The organism is Candidatus Tisiphia endosymbiont of Nemotelus uliginosus (genome assembly GCF_964264835.1).
In the GTDB taxonomy this organism is placed as follows: Bacteria; Pseudomonadota; Alphaproteobacteria; order Rickettsiales; family Rickettsiaceae; genus Tisiphia.
This window is the reverse complement of the sequence record NZ_OZ183485.1, coordinates 1043289-1069491: the sequence shown is the minus strand read 5'-3', so window position 1 is coordinate 1069491 and position 26203 is coordinate 1043289. Positions and strand designations below refer to the sequence as shown.

The following is a 26203-nucleotide window of genomic DNA, read 5'->3' as shown; positions in this document are numbered from 1 at the left end:
CAACTTTTCAAACAGCTACAGGGTTTATTATCCTGTAAAAGTTTTATATCCATTATTCACAGCAATGTCAAACATTATTTTACATAGTTAAATAATTATTTAGACTTTTTACCGCTTTCGGTTATTTTAACTAAAAATTACTATAGTCCATTCATTATGATACTACCCTCTTCTCGGTACACTAGCATGACTACTCTTTGTTTGATGTTCCTTTTTTAAAGCGTCTACTTTACTTAAATCCTTGCGCGACTCTATGGTTTGCCTTGCAACCATTTTCTCATTTCCCTCAGGAACAGTTTGTACAGGAGTAGTTGGGGTTTTATCTAACTTGATTGGGAAAGTAGGGTGATTTTTATTATATTCTTCAACAACTGGCCTTAGGGTAGATAAAGTTACCTCATCTATAATCGTAGCTGAAAAATCTACATGGGTAGTAAAAACAGTGCCTTCAAATGAACAATTTGTTAAAACCGCCCCTACAAAACTTACAGGTTTTATAAAAGTTGCTTCTTTAAAAGAACAATTTTCTAAAATAGAATTTTTAAAAGAAGGGTTTTGAAATTTACTTTTATTAAAAATAAAATTTATTATTTTATAATTTTCTAATTTTTTATGTATAAAGATATTATCTAAATTAATTATAGCACTATCTGACTTTTCGCCATTTTGTTTAAATGCTAGCGCTAAATCATATTTGTCGCCAACTTTCATTCGCTCTTCTTTATGTTCTGGAGAAATATCTTCTATAATTTTATTGACTTTTTTACTCTTTATCTTATCACTCATGATATTTGACGTAATATACTTGTCAGTTAGGTAATGGCAATAATTAGCTATTCCAACTACCAGTAGACTAAGCACTTCTTTTTTCATTAACAATTTAACTGACAACGGCACTAGGTGGAGCACTACCATTTCGCGATATTTTTGCTGATTATATAATTTTAATATTTCAGCCATGTCTTTAGTATAGTCACGTAATATATCACTTAAAATCGTAATAATTTTCTCGCCCTTAGGATGTAATATCTGGCCCCACTCATTATCTAATAATAACCTTTCAATAATATTACCAAGATGTTCAGCATGGCGCAGTAAGAGCGTAGGTATCTCCTGCTCTACAATTTTCTGAATATTAGGATTTTGATTCTTAAATTTTACCAAACATTCTAATAAGTTAGAGACTTCTTTTAACTGTTCAGGCTCAGAAGAATTCATCATATCTTGTATGTATCCAACTATTACTTCTAGCTCTTCTTGATTTTGAACACATGCTTCAGCAAGCTTTATTATTAGAGGTAAGAAATCATTAATAAATGGAATGGCAGTGGGCGCCACATCAACAATCAAATTAGCAGAATCTTGGGATATTAGATGCTCTTGTACTGCAACGGTTTTTATAAAATCTAATATATCTCCTTGATTAACCACTAAATATTTTGGCAGTTCTGATTTTAAAACAGGAGCAAGAGAATTAATTATTTTCTGGCTATTATCCAGAATAGATGACATCAAAGGTTGCTGTAACTTTTTTATATCTTCCTTACCACCACTAGACTGACCTTGCTCTATTTCTAAATTCATTAGATTTCTTTCCAAACTCGCTTCTGGTAGGGAATTTGAAGGAGACTCGGAGCGCAAAATCGCAGCGTACTTCAATGTACGTGAGGATTTGAGCCTAGACTCGACGTACAAATTACCATCTCGAGTAGAGTTTGGAAAGAAGTCTACTATAGATTCTTGGTACTCCATATAGGCTTTATAAATATTTAGTAACCCTTGAGTATTGCTTAAAATAGCTGTATTATTATTCACTATTAAAGACAGGGTATTTTCTAATAGCTGCCCGGGAATAGCACGGTGTTCCCCTAGATAATTTGCAGCAATTTTTGTAAGTGCTGTTTGGCTAGTAGGATTTTCTAACAACTTAATTAAATCATTTTCAACTATTTTTTTGACTTTAGGATCAAACAATATTTCTGCACTATTGATAAAAATATTTGGCATTGAATTATCATCAGGAGTTCTTAATTTTGTAAAAATTGCCCTTACTTTTTGATTTAACTCTTGTACCTTCAAAGTAGTACTTAATAAGTTTAAAGAGGTCGTTGCTAGTTGCTTAACAAAATCTTCCTCGATTCCTGAGAAGATATTAGGGCAGTTAGTAATGTTAGGAATGACTGAATTAATTACCAAATCTCTTATAATAATTGGTTTATCCATATTTTTATCGCGAGGAAGAAAATCCTCCATTATATCTGCATCTTCAATCAGATTTAATATGATTGTTGTGACTTCTTCATCTAAAATTTTTCTTTTATCAGCCGGTAAATTATCAGCTGATAATTGACTGGTTTTTCTCAAGAGCTGAGCCCCATAATATCCTAAATTTAGTAATTTTTTCCCATTTTGGATGACTGGAACTACTAAGGATATAGCATTAGGCAAATATTTGAGCCATGGCGTCCATCCCTCTCCTGCTTCTTCTGTTCTGCTGTTTGTTATTTGCTTTCTTTGCTCCCTCAATAACTCTAAAACTTTTGCTAACTGATCATATTCTGCGTTGCCAGTTTCATCTCCATCAATATAGCGTAATTTTTCTAAGCCAGTTAATTTTTCATATGCTTCATCTCGAGCTTGGGTAGCTTGCACTATTAGCTCTTCTAAACTTAACTCTCCTTCTGGGGTGTTTGCAGCCCCAGAAGTTTGGAGAGGATCGTTTATTGTCCCTGTTGCGTCTAACATCAATTTCGCCCGGAGCATATTTTTGTTTAATTGATCATCTTGCTTAGCCATATATTACCTTTTTGGTATAAATCCACTTAGTCACCACTAATTCTTGAGTATATTTTACTATAATTTGCAGGGTAAAGATAATGTTTCTTAACAAGGCAGTAACATTACTTATAAACTAAAGAACGAAGGCTATACTTATTAGAGGTTGAGTAATAATTTCTCTGGATTTTCAATTAATTCCTTGATTTTAACTAAAAAAGTTACAGCGTCCTTACCATCAATAATACGATGATCGTATGATAAAGCGACATACATCATAGGGTGTATCTCTACTTTGCCATTCACTGCTATTGGCCTTTCTTCTGTTTTATGCAATCCTAAAATCCCAGACTGGGGAGGATTGATAATAGGGGTAGATAATAGCGAGCCATACACTCCGCCGTTTGAAATAGTAAAAGTTCCGCCCGTTAAATCCTGCATGGATAATTTGCCTTCTTTAGCCTTTTTACTTAAGCTCACTATTGCTTTCTCCACTCCTGCAAAGCTTAATTTATCTGCTTCTCTTACTATTGGTACTACTAAACCTTGCTCACTACCAACTGCTACCCCAATATCATAATAATTTTTATATATTATCTCATCTCCCTCTATCTCAGCATTCACAGAAGGTACAAACTTTAAAGCGTCAATAGTAGCTTTGACAAAGAATGACATAAACCCTAGTTTAACACCTTGTTTCTTCTCAAATTCTTCGCGGTATTGGGTCCTAAGGCTAATCACCTTGGTCATATCGATCTCATTAAAAGTTGTGAGAATCGCTGCGGTATTTTGCGAATCTTTTAAACGCTCTGCTATAGTCTTACGTAGTCTGGACATTCTAACGCGTTCTACCTGCTTTTGATCCATGCTAACCTCACTTTTCATTGGAGTAACTGCAAGGGTAGGCTCAGTTGTTGAACTCATGAATTTTAAGACATCCCCTTTTGTAACCCGTCCTTCTCTTCCGCTACCTTCTATGTTAGTAACATTTAATGCGTTTTCAGCTACTAACCTTTTTACTGAAGGAGCAACAGGATGAGCTCTCTTGCTGATACTTGCAAGGGGCGGAATATTTACCCCTTGCGGCAGGTTAGACGCAACTACAATGGAAGCGTCCCCTGCTACTATCTGCCCTACGCTCTCTCCAACAGCAACCGTTTCTCCTTCATTTTTTAAGATTTTACTCATTACACCAGAGGCAAGAGCATTCACTTCCAGAGTTACTTTTTCTGTCTCAAGTTCTAAAATCAAGTCATCCACTTTGACAAGATCTCCTGCTTTTTTATGCCATTTAGCAATAGTCGCTTCCGATACAGATTCTCCTAAAGATGGCACTATAATTTCAATGGTCATATTACTATATTCTCCTATTTACTTCTTTAAAACTTATTAAATAATAAGCATTCATTAATATCTTTGTTCTTTGAGCATAACTTTATTTCATGGCCTCTTTTACCAATTGCTGTTGCTGTTTATTATGGACAGAGAGCGCACTGGTAGCAGGAGAAGCTGATTCTTCTCTTCCTACATATTGAAACCGATTATTAAATGATAGCTCTTGTAAACAATCATTTAAATGCTCTCTAACAAAATTCCACGCCCCCATATTTTTTGGCTCTTCTTGGCACCAAATAAATTCTTTAGCCCCGCTATATTTAGCTAATATTTTAATTAACTCATTTTTTGCCAAAGGATATAATTGCTCAAGCCTAACAATTGCCCTATCAAGAAGGTTTTTTTCTGATCTCATTGCTACTAAGTCATAATATACCTTACCAGTACATAATATTACTCGTTTAACTATTGCGGCATTTATTTCACTATTCACTTCATCTAACACTGGATGAAAACTAGTATGCTCACCTAGCTCCGAAAGAAGAGATACCACCATTTTATGCCTTAATAATGATTTTGGTGACATCACTATTAATGGCTTACGGCTAATACTATATATTTGTCTGCGTAATAAGTGAAAAAATGAAGCTGGCGTCGTTGGGTAAGTTACTTGTATATTATTATTCGCCGCCAGCTGTAGGAAACGCTCTAGTCTTGCAGAACTATGTTCTGAGCCCTGTCCCTCATATCCATGTGGTAATAATACCACTATCCCACTCATCCTAAGCCATTTATCTTCACAACTCGAAATAAATTGATCAAATATAATTTGGGCCCCATTTGCAAAATCTCCAAATTGAGCTTCCCAAATCACTAAATTTTTTGGATTAACTAATGAATAACCAAATTCAAAACCAAGTACCGCATATTCAGCCAAATTACTATCAGCAATCTCAAAAGTTCCTTGGTTTTTAGAGAGATTATTTAGTGGAATATAAGTATTATAATCTAGCTGACCACGTAATACTGCATGACGATGCGAAAAAGTGCCCCGCCCAGAGTCTTGCCCAGTAAAACGTATATTTACTCCTGAATTTACTAAACTAGCAAACGCTAATTGTTCGGCAGTTGCCCAATCAATAGGGCGCCCTTCCCTTAAGATATTTTCTCTTGCCTCAAATAATTTAGTAAGTTTTAAATTTAACGTAAAATCTTTGGGTATTTGACAAAGCTTAATCCCTAGCTCTTGCAAAATTTTTTCATTAACGCCAGTCACTACTGAGCTGTTATCTTCCCGCTTATAACCATACCATAATTTTTCTAAATATTGGGGTTTAGGTTGATAATTTTTAGCTTGCTCATACTCCTCATCTAATTTTATTTTAAATTGTTCTTTTAATGTTGAGCAATAATTTTCTGCAATTACTCCTTGCATTAATAAAGCATTTGCATAAATAGTAGCTAGAGATTGTTTATTCTTTATTATATTATACATAGGCCCTTGAGTATACATAGGTTCATCCCCTTCATTATGGCCGTATTTACGATAACAAATTATTTCCACAACTATATCTTTAGCAAATTTCCGTCTATAATTTACAGCAATATTAATAGAATTTAATACTGCTTCAATATTATCGCCATTTACATGCAAAATAGGAATATTAATTATCTTAGCAAATTCCGTAGAATATCTACTTTTTCTAGTATCAATACTATTGGCGGTAAAACCAACCTGATTATTAATAACCACATGAACAATACCTCCGACATTGTAAGCCTTTAACTCTGACATAGATAAGCTTTCAGCCACTACTCCTTGTCCGCAAAACGCACTATCCCCATGCACCAAAATCCCCAGCACAATCTTGCGGTCAATATCGTTTATTGTATCTTGTTTTGCTCGCACTGTACCTGCCACTACAGAATTCACTGCCTCTAAATGCGAAGGATTAAATGCCATAGAAAGATGGGCTACTTTCCCTTCTCTTTCTTTATCCGCTGAATATCCTACGTGATATTTTACATCTCCTGCAATCTTCAAATCCTCTGGGAAGGAACTACCAGTTATGAAACCAGCCATTATGGCTTTATAAGGCTTGGCCATTACTTTAGCTAAAGTACTAAGCCTACCTCGGTGGGACATCCCTATTACCACCTCTTTCACCCCCTGACGCATAGCAATATCTACCGCTTGATCTATCGCTACTACTGCAGCTTCAGATCCTTCTATTGAAAAACGTTTTGCACCTGGAAATTTTACATGTAAATATTGTTCAAATCCTTCAACTTCAACTAAATCTTGTAATATCTTGTTCTTCTCTTGTAATAAAGTAAGATTATTTTGTCTATTTTCTATCTGATCACATAACCAAGCTTTTTCTTCTTTATTTATTATATGATCAAATTCTATGGCTATATCTTTAGCATAGGCTTGCTCGAGTAACGCAATCAATTCAACAAGAGTACAAGATTTTACTGCCAAAAATTTGTTATCAAAATCTATAATGCTATTTAACTGATCATTAGTAAAACCGAAATTTTCTATATTAAGCCCTAAATCATTTTTAGTTTTAGGGAATTCAAGCTCTAAGGGATCTAGCTGTACTAAATAATGAGCATATTTGCGATAAGCAGCAATCATCGCTTTTGCACGTAAGATATTTGCTACTTTAGAAGATTCCTTAGTACTTAACGATCCCTCTTCTCTAGCCTGAGTAATAATTTTTGCGGTACTTTTACTAGCTTGCTTTTGCTTATTATCGTTAATATTTTGAAAATAATTGTGCCAACTTTCATCTACCGCATTTTTATCTAATAAATAGAGCTGGTACAGTTCTTCTACAAAAACCGCATTGCTACCAAATAAAAAACTGGCCTGTCTTAAATCGTTATTCATATTATTTTATTCCTTATTCTAAAATCGCTCTACGAAATTCGTTTAATCCTCTTCCCTATAGATAAATTACTAAATTTTAGGTGATCAATTGATGATTGTTCCAAAGCGTGAACCAATAACATGTTATTGGTGACATCAAGGGTTACAGTTCCAGGAGTGAGAGTTATGGAATTAGCATATAATATAATATTTGGATCATCACCTTGCCCATGCTCGATCCACACAAATACTGGTTGTAAATCAAGGTTGCGTCTCCATATAATTTTTATTACCCTGAAGCTAGACATTAATATTTCTTTTACTAACCAGATAAAATATAATACACTATGGTAGCTCCAATAAATCCGCTTAGGTATTAACTGAAATTTCCTGGCAAATAAGTAAGAGATAATGGGAAGCATTAGGTATAGATACTGCTCAGCGCTAGCAGGAAACCCCATAAGGCCAAGTAACAGTAAGAACAAAGCAGCAGCAGTAAAAATCTTAGTGTACATTCATCTTATCGTCCTTAATATTAGTGTGGCCAGTAAAAGGTAATAACAACATCACTATGAAAAATAATAAGCCTATAGACTTAAATATATTATTTATTGCCATCACAAACGCTTGTTCATGTATATTACTAGCTAATAAAAAAAATGCTGCTTTTTCATGATCAATCACTCTGCTACTCAACAATTGCTGTAAAAAATCTAATTTCATTAAAGCAGACATAGAAGTAGAGGAAATATTTTCATTGATATATTGAGTAAAAATTTTTGTCTTATCAGTAAGCATAGTATTAATAATTGCAAGCCCAACTGCTCCCCCCAAATTACGTGTAAGATTATATAATCCACTGGCATTTCCTACTTTCTCTTTACTCATAGATCCAAGAGCAATATTATTAGTTGGTAAAAAACAAAACATTAATGCTAATCCTCTTACAAATTGCGGCAATATAAACTCATAAAATTTTGCTTCTACTGTTAAGAAACTATTTAAATAACAACCATAACCAAACATAGCAAGGCCACAAGCTAGCATAATTCTTAAATCCATACCAGACCCTAGCATTTTTCCTGCTAAAGGAGCAGAACAAAATTGCGCTATTCCTGTAACCATCATAGTAAAACCAATTTGGACTGTATTAAAACCAGAGACCACAAATAAAAATAATGGTAATAAATATACTGCGCCATAAAGGCCAATACCAATAACAAAAGAATAGGCACAGCCAAAAGTAAAGTTTTTATTAGAAAAAGTTGTTAAATCTAAAATTGGGTTGGCAAAAGTCAGTTCTCTAATAATTAATAAAATAAAACCCACTACCACCAAAATTATTAAAAATAATATATAACTATCTTGCATCCACCCTTTCTTACCACCTTCTTCTAATACATATTGCAAACACGCAAGAGTAATACTAAGTATACTGATGCCTGTCAAATCAAAATTCTTAATTAAATGGTAATTTGGCTTGTCGAAATCCGCATATAAATATATGACAATACATACAAAAATACCAGGAATAACATTTAATAAAAACATAAAATGCCAAGATAAATACTCAGTGATATACCCCCCAAGGGTAGGGCCTAAGGTTGGAGCTATAGTGACTACTAGCCCAACTATTACAGTAATTGCTGGACGTTTTGAAGCAGGAAAAATTATATATATTATACTAAAAACAGTCGGTATCATTGCTCCACCAAAAAAACCTTGAAAGAACCTAAAAATAATCATTGATTCAATATTAGTAGCAAGTGAACACAAAACACTCATGATGGTGAAGCCTAAAGTAGCAACAAAATAGGAAATGCGGGTAGAAAGTAACCTGGCGGTAAAACCAGTCATGGGAATTATAATTACTTCGGCTATTAAATAGGATGTTTGAACCCAAGATAATTCATCGCTAGAGGCAGAAAGACCTGCTGCAATAGCAGATAAAGAACTAGCTACAATCTGGATATCCAATATCGCCATGAACATCCCTACTATCATTGCAAAAAATGCAAGCAACTGTTTATTGGATAATGTACTGTAGCCAGAATCTTGGGCCATATATCAATCTATACAAGAATTTTAAAAATTGCCTTACTCTATGATATAACATGACTATAGTCCATATGTAAAGCAATAGATAGCTCCAGAAATTGCGGCTATGGGTGGGGTGTGTCAATTAGTGCTAACTGATACTACAACTGACATCCCTGGCACTAATTTATTACGATGAATGTTGTCAGGCAACTCAAAATCTATCAAAACAGGAATTCGCTGAACAATTTTAGTGAAATTACCCGTAGCATTATCAGTAGGTATCAAACTAAATTTTGAGCCAGTCGCTGGCGATATATTACGTATCTTCCCATATACTACTTGTTTAGGTATTGAATCAAATCGTAATTTAACCTTTTGGTCAGGTAAGAATTTGGCAATTTGCGTCTCTTTAAAATTAGCTCTTATATATCTTTCATCTTGCACAATAAAAAATAATATTCTACCAGGATTAATAAAATTCCCTACTTGTAAACTGCTATTGGCTAAGATGCCATTAACAGGCGCTATAAGTTTAGTATTACGCAAACTACGAGCTACGACATTTTTATCCTGCAATAACCCTTTCAATTTTTCTTCTTCAGCTGCTTTTTCAAGAGACAAAAGTTGTAAATTCTGTTCAGCCATTTGCAAGTTTAATTGCGCTTGATTATAATAAGTCTTTGCTTTAGTAAAATTAACTTTTGAAGTATCTAGTATTTTATTGCTAGCAAAGTTTTCTTTATTAAGTTCTACAGTCCTTTTGTAATCCGTGGAATTAGCTTCAAAATTAGTATTAGCGAACGCTAAAGCTTCCCGGCTTTGCTTGAGACTAATCTCTCCTATTACAATTTTTTGCTTTATCACTTCTATATCCTTGATAGAGGTGTTAATAGAGGCTTCAATTGAAGCAAGGCGTGATTTATAATCACTATCATCAATCTCAGCTATAAGATCTCCTTTCTTTACTACCATATTATCTAATACATGTACTTTCACTACTACTCCGCCTACTTCAGAGCTAATATTCGAGATCGCAGCATCAATATACGCATTATCTGTTGCTTCAGTATTAATCCAAGTATAAATTCTATAAGCCAGATATACAGCCAATATACTACCTAATGCTACAGCATATTTAAAATAAAGATGAGATTTATATTTGTTATATAACTTACGCATAAACTAGCTATAATTTAATAAAATTTTTTATTAACGAAATAACAAACAGGTATAGACAATACATATAACAAAGCCATTAAGGGAAATAAATACCATGGATATATTATAAGACTTATTATAATTACTGCAAATACAATCATTGCAAGGGAGAGATATTCATGTTTTATATTAATATTCTTTGTAGAAAAAGTTGGTAATCTACTAGCAAGTAAAAAAGCTACTACCACAATATATAAATCTATAATTACGGTATGCGCACGTATACTAATTCCTAATCTACTACTTATTTCAAAATCTAAAATCATTGGAATTAACGCAAGTAAGGCTCCACAAGGAGCAGGAACTCCTGTAAAAAAACGCTCCATTTTTTTATTATGAGCTACATGAAAAATAGCGGTATTAAATCGTGCAAGCCTAAGTACCATGCATACGATAAATAATAATATACACCCCCAAGAGAGAACTTTATATTCATATTGCTGGAATGACCATAAATATACCAGAAAAGCCGGGATTACCCCAAAATTAGCAAAATCACATAATGAATCCAGCTCTGCTCCAAAGGGACTAGTAGCATTTAGCATGCGTGCTATTCTACCATCCAGCCCATCAATTACTGCGGCCACTAAGACACAATATACCGATTTTTCCCATCTACCATCTAAGCCGAATCTAATCGCACTAACTCCAACTACTAGACCTAATAAAGTAATAAAATTAGGTAATAACTTGATAAAAGGAATGGGCTTAGTTATTTTAACCTTACGTATTTTTAACAACTTGTACCTCATAGTACCCCACAGATTTTACAGGAGGGTTAAAATAATAAATTGAATAAGTGACTGAGAGTCACTAATCTCCGCTGAGAAACAAGCAACAGGAGGTATTAATGGACTCTCAATCACTATACCAAATATTATACATATTTTTAGATTGGCACCCAGCACGAATTAAAACATTTGCAGAATTAATTTGTGCAGTAGTAAAAGCTAAAACTGTGAGAATCAAAGAATTAGCACTGTATGTCGCTTCTAAAGGCAATTTGCATGCCAAGATTGTTAAAGTTGAGCGTTTGCTTTTAGAACAAAATATGTGCTTTATAAGTTTAGGGAAAATTATTGTTAAATTGCTCTGTCTAACAGGTAAAATTAGCCTTGCCATAGATAGAACCAGCTGGCAATTTGGTATTAAAAATTTGAATTTTTTTGTTGCAACTATCGTTTATGGTAATATTTCAATTCCTATAGCATGGTTGTTACTTGATAAAAAAGGCAACTCTTCTACTAATGAAAGAAAGAAATTGATTGAGCAAATTTTAACAATTATACCTAAGGAAATGATAGAGCTTATCCTTGCCGATCGGGAATTTGTTGGTGAGGAATGGTTGCAATATATGGGTGGAATCCAAAAATTACCTTTTGCTATCAGGCTAAGAAAAAGTGAGAAGGTCAAGCATTTCAACGGTGGCAAGATGAAGTTGAATAAATGTTTTGCCGATATGCAAATGGGTGACACTAAAACTATAGAAAGCAAAATTTACAATGGTATGGCAATTAAAATAACTTGTTTGCAATTAGAAAGAGAGCAACTATTTATTGCTAGTAATGTGCTTATTGGTGAATGTGCTTTGCTAGCATATAAGCAGAGGTGGAGCATTGAGCGACCTTTTCTGTCTCTCAAGTCATCTGGATTTAATATTGAAGATACCCACATTACAGATCAAAAAAAGCTGGAAAAACTATTTGCAATAGTATCTTTATCCTTAGCTATTTGCGTGCTTGCTGGTGACATTAAGAACAAAATTTATCCTATAAAGATCAAAAAACATGGTCGTAAATTATACTCATTATTTACTTACGGATTTGATTGGATAAAAGATTATTTTTATAACTCGTTAAGTGATACCCCTGCTATGTTGTTTTCATTACTACGAAAACACATTATGCATGCTTTTCAACTTCAACAATAAGTGTGGGGTACTATGCTTGTACCTATATTATTAACACAATTCTAACTTTTGGGTTTTAATATCAGATTTATTAGGGAAATATATTACAACGATAACTAGGTGCTGTGAACATGTCTATGTAATGAGCAGAATGGAAGGGAGTTAGTGTCATCATCTTCTTTCAAATTTAAGTTCAGATGTTTTTTTGATCTTAAAATCAGCAATAATAGTTTCACCTCCAACTGCCGTTTGGCCTTCAGATACACAAAGTGGAGTTTTAAGGGGCAAATAAACATCTACTCTACTACCAAAACGTATAATGCCGTATCTCTCACCAGCTTTAACTTCTGCTTCCTCTTCCAAATCACATAATATTCTTCTAGCGATTAAGCCCGCTATTTGAACAAAAATAATTTTTTGACCAGCTTTAGTTTCCATTAAAACTGATTGGCGTTCATTATGTATACTGGCTTTATCTAGGGAAGCATTCAAAAATTTTCCTGGATTATAATATAAAGATAGAACCTTACCATTTGCAGGTATCCGGTTAACATGCACATTAAAAATATTCAAAAAAATACTTACTCTGATCATTTCTTGGTCACCAAATCCAAGCTCTGAGGGAGGAAGGGCTTCACTGATTTTTTGGATTACTCCATCAGCAGGACTCACTACTATATCATCATCAACAGGAGTAAAACGATCTGGATTTCTAAAAAAATATATACACCACATTGTTATAATAAGCCCTATATAACCAAGAGTATTACTAAAAGTAGCTAATAGAAAGGTCACCACGGCAAAACTTATAATAAATATATAACCTTCCCGATGAATTATTCTTGAAAAATCGCTGTATTGCTTCATTTGTTTCCTCTAAAAAATTCTCTATATCCCCAAACGGATGGGTCAAATAACCATGCATCCTGTTGTTATTTACAAAATATTAATCCTCTGCAGTCTCTTCACTAGCATCTTGTTCTGCTTTCTGCTTCGCTTCCTCATTAACACTTTCTTGGGCAGACCCTAGAGCATACACACATAATTCTTCTACTAAAACATTATTCTTATTTGCGAGTTCTTGTAATTTGGTTACTGCATCCATTACTTCTGCAGGTATGGTGCCACCTCGCTGTTTTGATAACCAATCCGCTTGAAAATGCAAAGGATGATGGCCAGGCTCAGGCTGGCCTATATATATAGTAAAAGGCGCCATTTGACCGCCAAAATCACAATTAACACTGAATTTTTTCATACTCAAATCCCAGATTATAATTTCCCCTAATGAATCCAAGTTGCCATAAAATTATAATGAATATGCTATAATAAAAAAATAAAATTACAAATAAAGTTTTTATATTATTCTAATATTATTTTATTCTTAAATTCATTGACAAGTTCATAATTAGTAGCAATAAATGCTTTATCATGCCCTATCATTGCCCCGCCTGATTCTGAAACTAACAGTTCGAAACCAACCCTTAAAGTATAATTTAAGGAAGAAAAATACACCGCATCAACTTTACCAGCTATTAACATTAAAATACTATAACAATGCGAACCAAACATCATAGTATCCTTAAAAAATGTTAGCTCTGTGTTAATATTATCAACAGCAATTAAGGCATTACGGCTAGTAGAACGACTTGAAACCCTAAGTCTACTCACATTACTATTTTCTGATTTGACTCCTCGCCCTTTTTCAACGTAATAGAGCTGATCAAGGGCTGGGAAATTTATGACAGAACAAGTTGCAGTAAAGACATTGTTAATTTTCCTTAAAGATGTTATAGATAAAGCAAAAAATGGTAGGCTTCTTTCTAAATTATCTAAACTATCAATGGGATTTATCATTAATATCATTTCTTCGGAATCGACAGTATTTAAGGTAAATTGATCATTAGGGAAAAATATATGTTTGCTGTATTTGCGTAGTTCATTACTTAATAAATCTTGGATCTTAATATATGATTTTTGACAAAAACCATAATTTCCTTTACTAGATCTTTGCAACATTTCCAGCTCTAAAAAATCTCTACGTAAAAACTTAACAACTTTACACGAAATAGCGATAAGTGAATGGGTTAAGGTGTCCATAAGATGCTATTTCGCTCTTTCAACAAAGCTAATATCTTCAGTTTTTATCACTATTTTTTCTTCGGCGGTTAAGTAAGGAGGTACCATTACTTTGATACCATTAGTTAAAATAGCTGGCTTATAGGAGGCAGTCACAGTAGCGCCTTTAATCACTGGGTCAGTTTGCATAATTTCAACAATAACTGTTGGAGGCAATTCAGCTTCTAACGGCTCTTCTTCATAAAATTGTACCCTTAACATCATATTATTCTCAAGGAAGGGCAACCGGGGCCCTAGGATTTCTTTATTAACTAAAATTTGTTCAAATGTCTCATTATCCATTAATACTAGATTGTTACCTTCGAAATATAGAAACTGCAAATCTTTATGTTCAAGTTGTGCTTTTTCTACATATTCAGAGGAGCTAAAACGTTCATTAAGCTTATTCTTAGTTTTGAGATTTTTCATCTCAACCTGAACATAAGCTCCACCTTTACCGGGCTTGGTATGGTCAGGAGTCTTACTTACAACCCATAAATCTCCATTATAAACTATCACATTACCGGCTCTAATTGAATTTGCTGTAATTTTCATATTACTCATCACTTATCTCAAATATATTACTTGTACACAGCTTATAAAATGCTTTTACATATTAAATATACAAATCTGTTAGCAAAAATATACAATAACTATTATAAACACAAGTGATTAAGCGATTTTTTGATCAATAACTCATTGGCAAACTATATTAATTATAGTAAACTTCCTGCATAAATCGCTCTAGTTGGTGATTTTGTCGTCAAAACTTACCTCCGCTCCGTAACAATCGTTTATGTTACGGCTGCTCAGCCCGGCTTCGTTTTTTTCTTCAAAATCCCGAGGATTTTTTGAACTATATGCAGGAAGTTTAGGCTCTGTGAACTTTTCTATTTAAAGTTACATTTCTGATTATTTTTTAGCGAAAATTAATAGGATTTTTGCAGGAATATTGGCCATATTTCAAAAAACTCCTGTTAAATTTACAGCAAAAAAGAAGCGAAATTAAATTAAGTAGAAAAGTTCACAGAGCCTAGTAAATTTAAGAAATATATAACTTGTAAGTTAAGCATGACCGCAAATGTACTTGTAGTGGATGATATAGCATCAAATATTAAATTATTAGAAGCAAAACTTTTAGGGGAATATTATATTGTCTTTACCGCTAGTAACGGCCAGGACGCTCTTACTATACTTGAGAATAATAAAATCGATATAGTACTGCTTGATGTTATGATGCCAGATATGAATGGTTTTGAAACTTGCAAACGAATTAAAACTAATCCTTCTACCACTCATATACCGGTAGTTATGGTCACTGCTCTATCCGACACTGAAGATCGAGTAAAGGGCCTGGAAGCGGGGGCAGACGAATTCCTAACAAAACCTATAGATGATACAGCCCTTTTTGCAAGAGTACGCTCTCTTGCACGGATGAAGGTCTTAATAGACGAATTAAAACGTAGAAACACTACCAATGCTGAGCTCGGGGCTTCAGTAATAGAAATGAAAGACCGTTTTTCGAGTAGTAAGATATTATTAATTAATAATGATGTAGTACAAACAAAAAATATTAGTAATATTGTGTCCACTCTGACTAACCACATAAAAGTAATCGCTAATATTAATGATCTGCAAGATGATCCTCATTATATCCCAGATTTAGTAATTATTAGCTGCGAGCTAGAAGAAGATCCTTTAAGAATCAGCGTAATGCTAAGATCTAGGGCTCAGTTTCGTGATACAACACTTATATTACAGACCGATGAAGAAGATACCTCAATAGTGCTCAAAGCGCTAGAGCTGGGTATTAACGATTATTTTACCTACCCCGTAGACAAAAATGAGTTATTAGCTCGTATCAAAACTCAGCTAAGAAGAAAACATTACCAAGATAATTTAAGAAATGATTTAGAGTTCAGTATTAACTTATCTATTAAAGACGGATTAACTGGTATGTTTAATAGGCATTATTTCGACACTCATATCAAACAAATGGTAACAAAAGCTAATAGTAGTAACAGACCATTATGTTTATTAATGTGTGACATTGATGATTTTAAACAGGTGAACGATAACTATGGACACCAAGCAGGTGATGTAGTATTAAAAACTATTGCCAACATTTTGAAAAGTATTTTTAGAGTTACAGATTTAATTGCACGATATGGAGGCGAGGAAATTACTGTCCTGTTAGATGATATGACTATTCAGCAAGCTGGTGATATAGCAGAAAGAGCGAGGCAAAAGATAGAATGTACAGATTTTAAAATTAAACCCCCCAAAAAAACTATCAAGACTACCATCTCTATTGGTGTAGCAGAATATAAAAATGGTGAAACTATTAGTAGTTTTATAGGAAGAGCAGATAAGGCATTATATAAAGCAAAAAAAATGAAAAAAAATCAGGTCATAATGTTGGGGTCTGTGGACAAAAATTTTTAGTAGATTTATTGAGCAAATTTTTACCGAAAATATAGGTGTATTTTACAAGCAGCATCCTGCAAAGTAATTTTAGAAAAGGTTTCCTTATAATATGTTGCTAAGTGAAATATGTATTACCCGCCCAGTATTTGCCACTGTCTTAAGTTTAATAATAATGATTTTAGGAGCGATATCGTTTACTAAATTAGATATTAGAGGAACCCCAGATATTGCATTGCCGGTTATAACAATAACTGCCCAATACCCTGGCGCTGATTCTCGTTATATGGAACAAGAAGTAACCACACGTCTTGAAACAGCTCTCAAAACTGTAAAAAACATTGATTCTATTACCTCGAAGAGCACTACCGGTAGTAGCGTTATTACTTTAACTTTTTTATTATCCACTGATATTGAATTAGCACTTAATGATGTTAGATCTAAAATTTCTAATATCAGTTATTTACTACCCCCAGACATGAAGTTGCCAAATATTGCCAAAATGAATTCTGATAATTTTGCTGCCTTATTTCTGAGCATTAATAGCGATATATATGATGATTTAACATTAACTAAAATTGTGGAAGATTTTGTAAAAACCCCTTTAGAAAAGCTCGAAACAATAGGGCAAGTAAATGTATACGGGGGTAAATATTATTCTATGCGTATAGAGCCGGACCCTGTTAAATTATACCAATATAAAATATCGGTATTAGAGATAGAAAACGCCCTAAAGAAGCAGAATAAATATTATCCTGCAGGTACTATAAAAACTAATGCTCGGGACTTTGTAGTCAGGTTAGATGGTTCCTTAAACACCCCTAAAGAATTTGCGAAAATTATATTAAAAGTACAAGACTCTACACTAATAAAACTACAAGATATTGCTAAAATATATTTAGGCGCGCCTGACCCCCAAGTAATTTTCCGATATAATGGTAAAAGTGTTATTGCGCTTGGTTTGACCAAACAATCAAAGGCAAACATCCTGAAGTTGTCCAAGGAGGTTAAGAGTGCATTAGTGACTATTAGAGAAAATTTGCCTGCTGGCATCGCGATTGACATAGCCTATGATGGATCAATACCAGTAAATGCCTCAATTAACTCAATATTTCATGTTATTGTAGAATCTGTAATATTAGTGATATTAGTAATTTATTTATTCTTAGCTTCAGCCTCTGTTACTATCATACCATTAGTAACGGTACCCATATCTTTAATTGGTACCTTTAGCGCTATGTATTATTTAGGGTTTTCTATTAATATTTTTACTCTGTTAGCCATGATATTAGCAATTGGTTTGGTAGTAGATGACGCAATAGTAATGCTAGAAAATATTTTTAGATATAACAAGATGGGACATTCTGGTATGGAAGCTGCTCTTCTTGGCTCTAAAGAAATAGGATTTGCTATTATTGCGATGACTATCACCCTTACTTCTGTATTCTTACCGATAGCATTTATAGAGGGGTTCATAGGCAAGCTATTTATTGAATTTGCTTGGACGTTAGCCTTTTGTGTTTTATTGTCAGGTTTTATAGCTTTAACTTTAACGCCGATGATGGCTAGTAGGATGTGTAACGAACAGAGTTCTAAAACTACTTTAAATTTTTTAGTAAAATTTGAGCAATTTATTAAGTTAATTCAAGAAAAATATTTATATTATTTAGCACGTACCCTGAATAATAAAAAATATTTTATATTTATTATTCTGCTATCGTTGGTTATATTATGTATTAGTTTTATGTTTGTTCCCAAAATATTTGTGCCTCAAGAAGATGATGGGTATTTACAACTCGCTTTTATCGGACCCGAAGGATCTAGCCTGAATCAAACAGAGAAAACTGTCATCGAAACCGAAAAAATACTTAATTCATATAAAGATATATCAGGATTTTTTACTATCAGCGGCGCAGAAGGGAATGATAGTGCTTTTGGGTTTATATCCTTGAAGGATTGGGGTAACAGGTTAATGTCTCAGGAAACTATCAAGCAAGAGCTGAATAAACAGTTTGCTCGCATAGCTGGCATGTCAATTTTTGCTATGGAACCACGTTCTCTTGTTAGTGGCAATGCTAAAAGTCCTATTGAATTCACTTTGCAAACCTCTTTAGACTATGATGCATTAGGTGCAATAACCCAAAAATTCGTTAACGCGATGCAAAAAAAATCTATTTTTATTAACGTTAATAGTGATTTAAAATCTTTTTCTCCTACTATTGAAATAATTGTTGATCGAGATAAAGCTTATCTTTATGGAGTAAGTTTAGAAAATATCGGACTCACTTTACAATATTTAATAGCAGGAAGGCAAATAGGTGATTTTAGAATGGGCAACAATTTATATGATGTGACATTACAATATAGTTTAAAAAACCGCAGCAGTAAAAACGATTTTAGCAAAATTTTAATACCAACAAATGAGATAACGAATAATTTACTCCCCTTAAGCGCCGTGGCCCAAATGATTGAAACAGTATCTATTAAGTCCTACAATCATTACAATAATTCTAGATCTGTCACAATTTCAGCAGATTTAGCACCAGGAGTAAAAATTCAGGAGGCAATAACAGCAATTAATAAAATAGCAGAACAATTGCTAGATAAAAGTGCTACTATCCTGGAATATATTGGAGAGATCAAGCAAATGAAAGAATCAAATAGTAATATAATGACTACCTTCCTATTTGCTTTGTTATTTATTTACTTGGTACTGTCAGCACAATTTGAGAGTTTTACAGACCCTCTTTTAATTCTTACAGCGGTTCCTTTCTCTGTTACTGGGGGAATATTCACATTATATATATCTGGCAATACTCTTAATATGTATAGTAGTAATATAGGATTAATTACTTTAATTGGTTTAGTTACTAAAAATTCCATTATGTTAGTAGAATTTGCTAATCAGCTAAGAAAAAAAGGTATGACTATTAGGGAGGCAACAATGCAAGCAGCTAGCCTACGACTACGACCTATTTTAATGACAAGTTTCGCTACTATTTTTGGTGCAATATCTTTAGTTATTTCTTCGGGGGCAGGCTCAGCAGCACAAAATTCTATTGGACTCATGATAATTGGAGGAATGGGTGTGGGTACTATTTTTACTCTCTTTGTTATTCCAGTTTTATATCAAACTTTTAAAAAAGAATATATTAATTTATGATTATATTAGGAATTGATCCATCTTTAACTGCTCTAGGCTGGGGGATAATTAATTCTAGTAATACTTTGAAATATTTAGCCAGTGGCATCATAAACACTCGTGCAACTGAAGCAATACATAAACGATTAGCCTTCATCACTTCAACTTTAGATAAGGTGATACTAAAATACCAGCCTACTATTATTGGGATGGAAGAAACATTTATCAATAAAAATAGCGTCTCATCTTTAAAATTAGGATATGCTAGAGGAGCCGTAATGGCACTTATTGGCAGCTATAATATAGGATTCCAAGAATTTGCTCCTAACATTATTAAGAAATCTGTTACTGGTTATGGACATGCTGAAAAAAATCAAATATTACAAATGATTAAACTATTATTAGCGGGCTCGTCTGCCGTTAATAATTTTGACGAAGCTGATGCTCTTGCAGTAGCTTATTGTTGTTGGGTAAATTCTCCAAAGCACAAGAGTATATAATCATGATCGATAAAGCTTTATTAGATTTAGTAAGCGAAGTTAAAGATATAATGATATCTAACCATCTCACTATAGCAGTAGCTGAATCATGTACTGGTGGGTTACTAGCCTCTTGCTTAACTTCATTAGAAGGATCTTCTAATTATTTTTCTTGTGGTTTTGTGACTTATTCTAATCAAACAAAAATAAGCTTACTGAGTATCCCTAGTCAAACTATTAAGCAATTTGGTGCGGTATCTAAAGAAGTAGCAGAAGCAATGGCATTAGGCGCAATACATAAAGCAGAAAGCTCTATTGCTGTTTCTATAACTGGCATTGCTGGCCCAGCTGGCGGCACTCTTGATAAACCAGTAGGAACAGTATGGATTGCTATTACTTACCTAGCAAACATTGATGCATTTACTCCTACTTGTTCACAACCAATATTCGCATTACCAACAAGCGATGAGATACATGAAGAATTAACTGCAATTAAACACCGCTTTGTTACTAAAAGCTATTTATCTATGTTTGATCCTATGAACTATGACATTGACTCTTACAGTAAGCGTCAAATGATACGTTATCTTAGCTGTCAAAAAGCTCTAAAGCTTATTCTACAAAATATAAATTAACGAATAATTGCCTATATTGTATGATGAATAATCAAACTCCTACCCTTCACAACCTTCCTACTAGGTATCCTAACAAACGAGTGAATGCGATAAATCATCTCCTGCCTGTCATTATTCTGGTTTCTCCTCAAATGGGAGAAAATATCGGCGCCACTGCCAGAGCGATGAAAAATTTTAATATTTCGGAACTAAGGATTATTGCACCACGCGATGGATGGCCCAATGAACAAGCACGTAGCATGGCGGTCTCAGCAGTCAATATTATTGATAATGCTAAAATTTATGATAATTTAGAAAATGGGATCAAAGATATTGATTATTTATATGCCACCAGCGCTACTGGCCGTAATATGAATAAAAATTATATTTCCTCAAAAATTTTACCACAAGATTATCCTAATCACCTAAAAGTAGGCATTATGTTTGGAAGAGAAAGTTGTGGTTTGCAAAATAAAGAAATTATTTATGCTAACAAAATTATTAATATAAATACTGGCGATTTTGGCTCATTGAATATTGCTCAAGCAGTAGTAATTATATGTTATGAATTATTTCATAGTAATGAAGCGCATCAGAAAAATCACATTAAGAACGAACAAAAACTAGCAACAAGAGGAGAGTTAGAGCATTTTTTTGATCATTTATTTAGTGAGTTGAATAATAAAAACTTCTTTAAGGTTCCTGAAAAAAAACTACATATGACTCAAAATATTATGAATATTTTTACTCGTATCGATAAACTATCTCATACTGAACTGCAAACATTACGGGGCATTATTAGTACCCTTAGCTTGTAAGCAAATCTGTATATCGTGATATAATCAATGGCCATTAATAGGACACAAAATTAGTCAAAATTTGTCTTGAAACTTCTGTCCAGTATAGTCTTAAACATACCTGCCGGTTAATAGTGAAGATATAGAAATACAATCTATAGATAAAATACTGTAATAATTATACCCTTATATTGCTAAAGTTGCACAAAATAATACCGAATCTATAGATTACAATTTGAGAGCCAAATAGAATAACAGTAAATTAATATAAATTAACTTCATTTTTATATTAAAACCTGTTTAATATGACGCAAAGACTAATTTACATTAAAATAATATTTATCCCGATTACTATTGGATTGCTATTAGCAGCTAGTACTAATGTATTTGCTGCTCCAAAATTGCGAATTGTTACTAGTAGTGAATATGGTCCCTTCGAGTACTGGCATGAGGGTTATGGATTAGATGGTGTCATATGGGGTTATTCTTCCCCAACCCCCTTACCATTTGAAGCAGGTTCCACCTTACAGTTTAATACTAGTAACATGATACTACCGGTTAAATTCTATAATTTTATTAGAGCTATTGACCTTAATAACCAAAATAATATACAATTAGTTATAAAGAACTCAAGTACTAATACGTTGGGTTCTATAATAGACAGCAGTGGTCAGCAGAAAACAGATATTATTTTGCAGGACGATAGTTCAGTTGTGTTATCAGGAGATCGCGGTGATGATTTAGGTATTAAAACTGGTGATAATAACTATACCGGAGTAAATAATATTCAATTTGTCGGAACTAAAAATTCATTAACTATCAATTCAACTAGTAAAACGGAAACCATATTTAATGGTAAATTTATAAAGCAAGATGGTACAAAGGCGAATTTAGATGTCCAGACTAATTTTACTGTTACTGACCCCAGCATTAATTTATTAGATGCAATACGTATACGCCCTGTTCCTGATGATACTGCTCCTATAATATTTACCATAGATGTTGGAGCTACTAGTAATCTTGATCTTCTGCAAAATAGTAGCTCAATTGAGTTAGATCACCAAAATTCAGTCCTTAAGTTACAACACGATAAAGGCGGGCAGCACACAGTAACTTTTCACCAAAATTTAGTTGGACAAGGGGCATTAGAACTAAACTCAACTGGTCAAGACAGTATTTTAACTGTTAAAGGAAAAGATAACAGTGTAGCACTTGGAAAGGAAAATAGCAAATTAGATGAATTAAAGGTAACAACAGGCAATATAGTTGACCTTAAAGTTTTCGCTACTAATATCAAGCTGAATAGCGAAGCTAAGAGTGCAGATAACAGTTCTATTAGTTTTAAGCAAAATATTAATGGTAATATTACGTTTAACAATGCCCTAACATTAAATATGCTTGCTGATACAAAAGGGGATATCGATTTTGCCTCTAATGATGGTATCCTAAATCTAGGAGCTAATCAGACTATAGATGGTAATGTTGATAATAGTAAAAAAGCTGGGGGAATCTTAAATTATACTGGTAATGGAATAGTAACAGGCCCCATAGGAGGTACATATCCGTTATCTCAGCTTAAGTTTAGTGGACCTGGTAACATTAATCTTCCTGTTGCTCATGTGCTCACCTATGATATTGGGCATGCAGATGTTTACATTACTGCTACTGACTCAATAACTGGCAAGGTTACGTACAGTGCGGCTGGTACCTTAACTGCTAACAATGGGATTGAGGGCGATATCGATTTCGCCTCTAATGATGGTACCTTGAATCTGGCAAATGGTAAAACGATCAAAGGAAATGTGGATAGTAGTACAGGAGTTGGTGGCATTCTAAATTATCATGGTAGTGGCACAGTAACAGGTACTATAGGAGACAAGCATAAATTATCTCAGCTTAAGTTTAGCGGTGCTGGGGCAATGAATCTTCCTGTTGCTAATGTCAAGGCTTATAACATTGCGCATGATGATGCTCGCATTACTGCTTCTGGGTTAATCACTGGCCAGGTTATATACAGTGCACCTGGTACTTTAATGGCTAATAAGGGGATTGTAGGTGATATCGATTTTAAAGGACAAGCAGGAAAACTGAGCCTAGCAAATAATCAGAAAATAGAGGGAAATGTTGTTAGTAGCGATAGCTCTAATGGTACTATAGCTTTTTTAGGAGCTGGTACAATCACTGGCACAATAGGGGGGGCAATAGGTAGCACCAATAAGCTAGCTCAGTTGCAGTTTCAAGGACCAGGAACAGTAAACCTACCTGCCTCAAATGTAGAAACTTATAACATTGCACATGCTGATTCTCACGTTATTGCTAATGGCTTAATCATTGGCAATGTTGCTTATAACGAGCCTGGGGCCTTAACTGCCAATAACGGGATTGTAGGTGATGTCGATTTTAAAGGACAAGCAGGAAAACTGAGCTTAGCAAATAATCAGAAAATAGAGGGAAATGTTATTAGTAGCGATAGCTCTAATGGTACTATAGCTTTTTTAGGCACGGCTACAGTCACTGGCACAATAGGGGGGGCAATAGGTAGCACCAATAAGCTAGCTCAGTTGCAGTTTCAAGGACCAGGAACAGTAAATCTACCTGCCTCGAATGTAGAAACTTATAACATTGCACATGCTGATTCTCACGTTATTGCTAATGGCTTAATCATTGGCAATGTTGCTTATAACGAGCCTGGGGCCTTAACTGCTAATAACGGGATTGTAGGTGATGTCGATTTTAAAGGGCAAGCAGGAAAACTGAATCTGGCAAATAATCAAAAAATAGAGGGAAATGTTATTAGCAGCGATGGCTCTAATGGTACTATAGCTTTTTTAGGCGCTGGTACAGTAACTGGCATCATAGGGGGTGCAACTAAGCTAGCTCAGCTGCAGTTTCAAGGTCCAGGAATAATAAACCTACCTGCCTCTAATGTAGAAACTTATAACATTGCCCATTCTGAGGCTCACGTTACTGCTCCTGCCTTAGTAACTGGGAAGGTTATTTATAGTGCAGCTGGTACTTTAACGGCTAATAACGGGATTGTAGGTGATGTCGATTTTAAAGGACAAGCGGGGAAACTGAGCCTAGCAAATAATCAAAAAATAGAGGGAAATGTTGTTAGCAGCGATGGCTCTAATGGTACTATAGCTTTTTTAGGCACCGGTACAGTCACTGGCATCATAGGGGGTGCAACTAAGCTAGCTCAGCTGCAGTTGCAAGGACCAGGAACAGTAAACTTACCTGCCTCGAATGTAGACACTTATAACATTGCGCATGCTGACTCTCACGTTATCGCTCCTGAGTTAATCACTGGAGATATTACTTATAGTGCTGCTGGTACTTTAACGGCTAATAACGGGATTGTAGGTAATATCGATTTTAAAGGGCAAGCAGGAAAACTGAGCCTAGCAAATAATCAAAAAATAGAGGGAAATGTTGTTAGCAGCGATGGCTCTAATGGTACTATAGCTTTTTTAGGCACCGGTACAGTCACTGGCATCATAGGGGGTGCAACTAAGCTAGCTCAGCTGCAGTTGCAAGGACCAGGAACAGTAAACTTACCTGCCTCGAATGTAGACACTTATAACATTGCGCATGCTGACTCTCACGTTATCGCTCCTGAGTTAATCACTGGAGATATTACTTATAGTGCTGCTGGTACTTTAACGGCTAATAACGGGATTGTAGGTAATATCGATTTTAAAGGGCAAGCAGGAAAACTGAGCCTAGCAAATAATCAAAAAATAGAGGGAAATGTTGTTAGCAGCGATGGCTCTAATGGTACTATAGCTTTTTTAGGCACCGGTACAGTCACTGGCATCATAGGGGGTGCAACTAAGCTAGCTCAGCTGCAGTTGCAAGGACCAGGAACAGTAAACTTACCTGCCTCGAATGTAGACACTTATAACATTGCGCATGCTGACTCTCACGTTATCGCTCCTGAGTTAATCACTGGCGATATTACTTATAGTGCTGCTGGTACTTTAACGGTTAATAATGGGATTGTAGGTGATATCGATTTTGGCTCCCAAGCTGGTACCATAAATCTGGCAGATGGTCAGACGATAGATGGCAATGTTGATAGTAGCACAGGGGTTGGTGGCATTCTAAATTATCATGGTAATGGAATAGTAACAGGGAATATTGGTAGTAGTGATGCAATAGATAAGATGAATATTAAAGATGGCTTAGTACAGTTTCAAGGTATTGTTAAAAGTAATAATATCATTATATCCACAGATGCTATAGCAGAGTTTAATAAGGATATTACTGTGTCGGATATTACAGGTGATATTGCTAACGCCGGCACTATTAGGCTTCGCAATACTATCCCTGCCACCATTACTGGGGCAGTAGGAAATATTAATGCAATAAATACCCTCGAAATAGCTGGTCAAGATTTAATAATCACTGACAAAGTAAATAGTAACAATATTTCTTTTACTAATCTGCAATTGCCAGTACTTTAACTCTCAAAGAA

18 protein-coding genes are annotated in these 26203 nt (G+C 34.3%); 7 read left to right on the top strand and 11 right to left on the bottom strand.

Features of this window, described 5'->3' with window-relative positions; all coding sequences use genetic code 11:
- Window positions 1-162: 162 nt before the first annotated feature.
- From ACFELV_RS07810 to ACFELV_RS04610, 7 genes are all read right to left on the bottom strand, one after another.
- Entirely contained in the window at window positions 163-2796 is a 2634-nt protein-coding gene (locus ACFELV_RS07810; RefSeq protein WP_410521659.1) for a pentapeptide repeat-containing protein, read from the bottom strand.
- A gap of 138 nt (window positions 2797-2934) precedes the next feature.
- Complete coding sequence (gene odhB, locus ACFELV_RS04635; RefSeq protein ID WP_375326961.1) at window positions 2935-4128, bottom strand: 2-oxoglutarate dehydrogenase complex dihydrolipoyllysine-residue succinyltransferase; 1194 nt, start codon at window positions 4126-4128, stop codon at window positions 2935-2937.
- 82 nt (window positions 4129-4210) lie between these two features.
- Window positions 4211-7009, bottom strand: coding sequence for a 2-oxoglutarate dehydrogenase E1 component (locus ACFELV_RS04630; RefSeq protein WP_375326959.1), 2799 nt, complete (start codon window positions 7007-7009; stop codon window positions 4211-4213).
- A 29-nt stretch (window positions 7010-7038) separates the two neighbouring features.
- Complete coding sequence (locus ACFELV_RS04625) at window positions 7039-7449, bottom strand: Na+/H+ antiporter subunit E (protein WP_375327516.1); 411 nt, start codon at window positions 7447-7449, stop codon at window positions 7039-7041.
- Window positions 7450-7492: 43 nt separating this feature from the next.
- On the bottom strand, window positions 7493-9052 hold the full coding sequence (locus ACFELV_RS04620) for a DHA2 family efflux MFS transporter permease subunit (RefSeq protein ID WP_375326958.1): 1560 nt from the start codon (window positions 9050-9052) through the stop codon (window positions 7493-7495).
- 114 nt (window positions 9053-9166) lie between these two features.
- Complete coding sequence (locus tag ACFELV_RS04615; protein ID WP_375326957.1) at window positions 9167-10207, bottom strand: HlyD family secretion protein; 1041 nt, start codon at window positions 10205-10207, stop codon at window positions 9167-9169.
- A 14-nt stretch (window positions 10208-10221) separates the two neighbouring features.
- Window positions 10222-10986 carry a CDP-alcohol phosphatidyltransferase family protein gene (locus ACFELV_RS04610; protein ID WP_375327515.1) on the bottom strand — a complete coding sequence of 255 codons (765 nt, stop codon included), beginning with the start codon at window positions 10984-10986 and terminating at the stop codon, window positions 10222-10224.
- Window positions 10987-11096: 110 nt separating this feature from the next.
- Between ACFELV_RS04610 and ACFELV_RS04605 the strand changes: the two genes are divergently transcribed.
- On the top strand, window positions 11097-12176 hold the full coding sequence (locus ACFELV_RS04605) for an IS4 family transposase (RefSeq protein WP_375326208.1): 1080 nt from the start codon (window positions 11097-11099) through the stop codon (window positions 12174-12176).
- A 150-nt stretch (window positions 12177-12326) separates the two neighbouring features.
- Here ACFELV_RS04605 and ACFELV_RS04600 read toward each other — a convergent pair whose 3' ends face one another.
- The 4 genes from ACFELV_RS04600 to efp form a co-directional block, all read right to left on the bottom strand.
- Window positions 12327-13022, bottom strand: coding sequence for a phosphatidylserine decarboxylase (locus tag ACFELV_RS04600; RefSeq protein ID WP_375326956.1), 696 nt, complete (start codon window positions 13020-13022; stop codon window positions 12327-12329).
- Window positions 13023-13101: 79 nt separating this feature from the next.
- Window positions 13102-13410, bottom strand: coding sequence for a DUF2610 domain-containing protein (locus tag ACFELV_RS04595; protein ID WP_375326955.1), 309 nt, complete (start codon window positions 13408-13410; stop codon window positions 13102-13104).
- Between the two features lie 104 nt (window positions 13411-13514).
- Entirely contained in the window at window positions 13515-14252 is a 738-nt protein-coding gene (locus ACFELV_RS04590) for an inositol monophosphatase family protein (protein WP_375326954.1), read from the bottom strand.
- Between the two features lie 6 nt (window positions 14253-14258).
- Complete coding sequence (gene efp / locus ACFELV_RS04585; protein WP_375326953.1) at window positions 14259-14825, bottom strand: elongation factor P; 567 nt, start codon at window positions 14823-14825, stop codon at window positions 14259-14261.
- 516 nt (window positions 14826-15341) lie between these two features.
- On the opposite strand from efp, the gene ACFELV_RS04580 reads away from it, so the two are divergent.
- The 6 genes from ACFELV_RS04580 to ACFELV_RS04555 all read left to right on the top strand — a co-directional run bounded on the left by ACFELV_RS04580 (window position 15342) and on the right by ACFELV_RS04555 (window position 26192).
- A complete protein-coding gene (locus ACFELV_RS04580; RefSeq protein ID WP_375326952.1) occupies window positions 15342-16715 on the top strand; it encodes a PleD family two-component system response regulator in 1374 nt (457 codons plus the stop codon).
- 91 nt (window positions 16716-16806) lie between these two features.
- Entirely contained in the window at window positions 16807-19857 is a 3051-nt protein-coding gene (locus ACFELV_RS04575) for an efflux RND transporter permease subunit (RefSeq protein ID WP_375326951.1), read from the top strand.
- Window positions 19854-20336 carry a crossover junction endodeoxyribonuclease RuvC gene (gene ruvC, locus ACFELV_RS04570; protein ID WP_375326950.1) on the top strand — a complete coding sequence of 161 codons (483 nt, stop codon included), beginning with the start codon at window positions 19854-19856 and terminating at the stop codon, window positions 20334-20336. Before ACFELV_RS04575 ends, ruvC begins: the two co-directional genes overlap by 4 nt.
- A 2-nt stretch (window positions 20337-20338) precedes the next feature.
- Complete coding sequence (locus ACFELV_RS04565) at window positions 20339-20950, top strand: CinA family protein (RefSeq protein WP_375326949.1); 612 nt, start codon at window positions 20339-20341, stop codon at window positions 20948-20950.
- A 20-nt stretch (window positions 20951-20970) separates the two neighbouring features.
- Window positions 20971-21747: an RNA methyltransferase gene (locus tag ACFELV_RS04560; RefSeq protein ID WP_375326948.1), complete on the top strand. Its 777-nt coding sequence runs from the start codon at window positions 20971-20973 to the stop codon at window positions 21745-21747.
- Window positions 21748-22031: 284 nt separating this feature from the next.
- Entirely contained in the window at window positions 22032-26192 is a 4161-nt protein-coding gene (locus ACFELV_RS04555) for a beta strand repeat-containing protein (RefSeq protein ID WP_375326947.1), read from the top strand.
- Window positions 26193-26203 lie beyond the last annotated feature (11 nt).

Excerpts from the sequence above, each read along its gene's own strand:
- efp (WP_375326953.1), bottom strand. The coding sequence starts at position 14,825 with ATGAAAATTACAGCAAATTCAATTAGAGCCGGTAATGTGATAGTTTAT.
- ACFELV_RS04555 (WP_375326947.1), top strand. The coding sequence starts at position 22,032 with ATGACGCAAAGACTAATTTACATTAAAATAATATTTATCCCGATTACT.
- ACFELV_RS04615 (WP_375326957.1), bottom strand. The coding sequence starts at position 10,207 with ATGCGTAAGTTATATAACAAATATAAATCTCATCTTTATTTTAAATAT.
- ACFELV_RS04580 (WP_375326952.1), top strand. The coding sequence starts at position 15,342 with ATGACCGCAAATGTACTTGTAGTGGATGATATAGCATCAAATATTAAA.
- ACFELV_RS07810 (WP_410521659.1), bottom strand. The coding sequence starts at position 2,796 with ATGGCTAAGCAAGATGATCAATTAAACAAAAATATGCTCCGGGCGAAA.
- ACFELV_RS04595 (WP_375326955.1), bottom strand. The coding sequence starts at position 13,410 with ATGAAAAAATTCAGTGTTAATTGTGATTTTGGCGGTCAAATGGCGCCT.
- ACFELV_RS04565 (WP_375326949.1), top strand. The coding sequence starts at position 20,339 with ATGATCGATAAAGCTTTATTAGATTTAGTAAGCGAAGTTAAAGATATA.
- ACFELV_RS04605 (WP_375326208.1), top strand. The coding sequence starts at position 11,097 with ATGGACTCTCAATCACTATACCAAATATTATACATATTTTTAGATTGG.
- ACFELV_RS04630 (WP_375326959.1), bottom strand. The coding sequence starts at position 7,009 with ATGAATAACGATTTAAGACAGGCCAGTTTTTTATTTGGTAGCAATGCG.
- ACFELV_RS04625 (WP_375327516.1), bottom strand. The coding sequence starts at position 7,449 with ATGGGGTTTCCTGCTAGCGCTGAGCAGTATCTATACCTAATGCTTCCC.
- ACFELV_RS04575 (WP_375326951.1), top strand. The coding sequence starts at position 16,807 with ATGTTGCTAAGTGAAATATGTATTACCCGCCCAGTATTTGCCACTGTC.
- ruvC (WP_375326950.1), top strand. The coding sequence starts at position 19,854 with ATGATTATATTAGGAATTGATCCATCTTTAACTGCTCTAGGCTGGGGG.
- ACFELV_RS04600 (WP_375326956.1), bottom strand. The coding sequence starts at position 13,022 with ATGAAGCAATACAGCGATTTTTCAAGAATAATTCATCGGGAAGGTTAT.
- odhB (WP_375326961.1), bottom strand. The coding sequence starts at position 4,128 with ATGACCATTGAAATTATAGTGCCATCTTTAGGAGAATCTGTATCGGAA.
- ACFELV_RS04590 (WP_375326954.1), bottom strand. The coding sequence starts at position 14,252 with ATGGACACCTTAACCCATTCACTTATCGCTATTTCGTGTAAAGTTGTT.
- ACFELV_RS04620 (WP_375326958.1), bottom strand. The coding sequence starts at position 9,052 with ATGGCCCAAGATTCTGGCTACAGTACATTATCCAATAAACAGTTGCTT.
- ACFELV_RS04560 (WP_375326948.1), top strand. The coding sequence starts at position 20,971 with ATGATGAATAATCAAACTCCTACCCTTCACAACCTTCCTACTAGGTAT.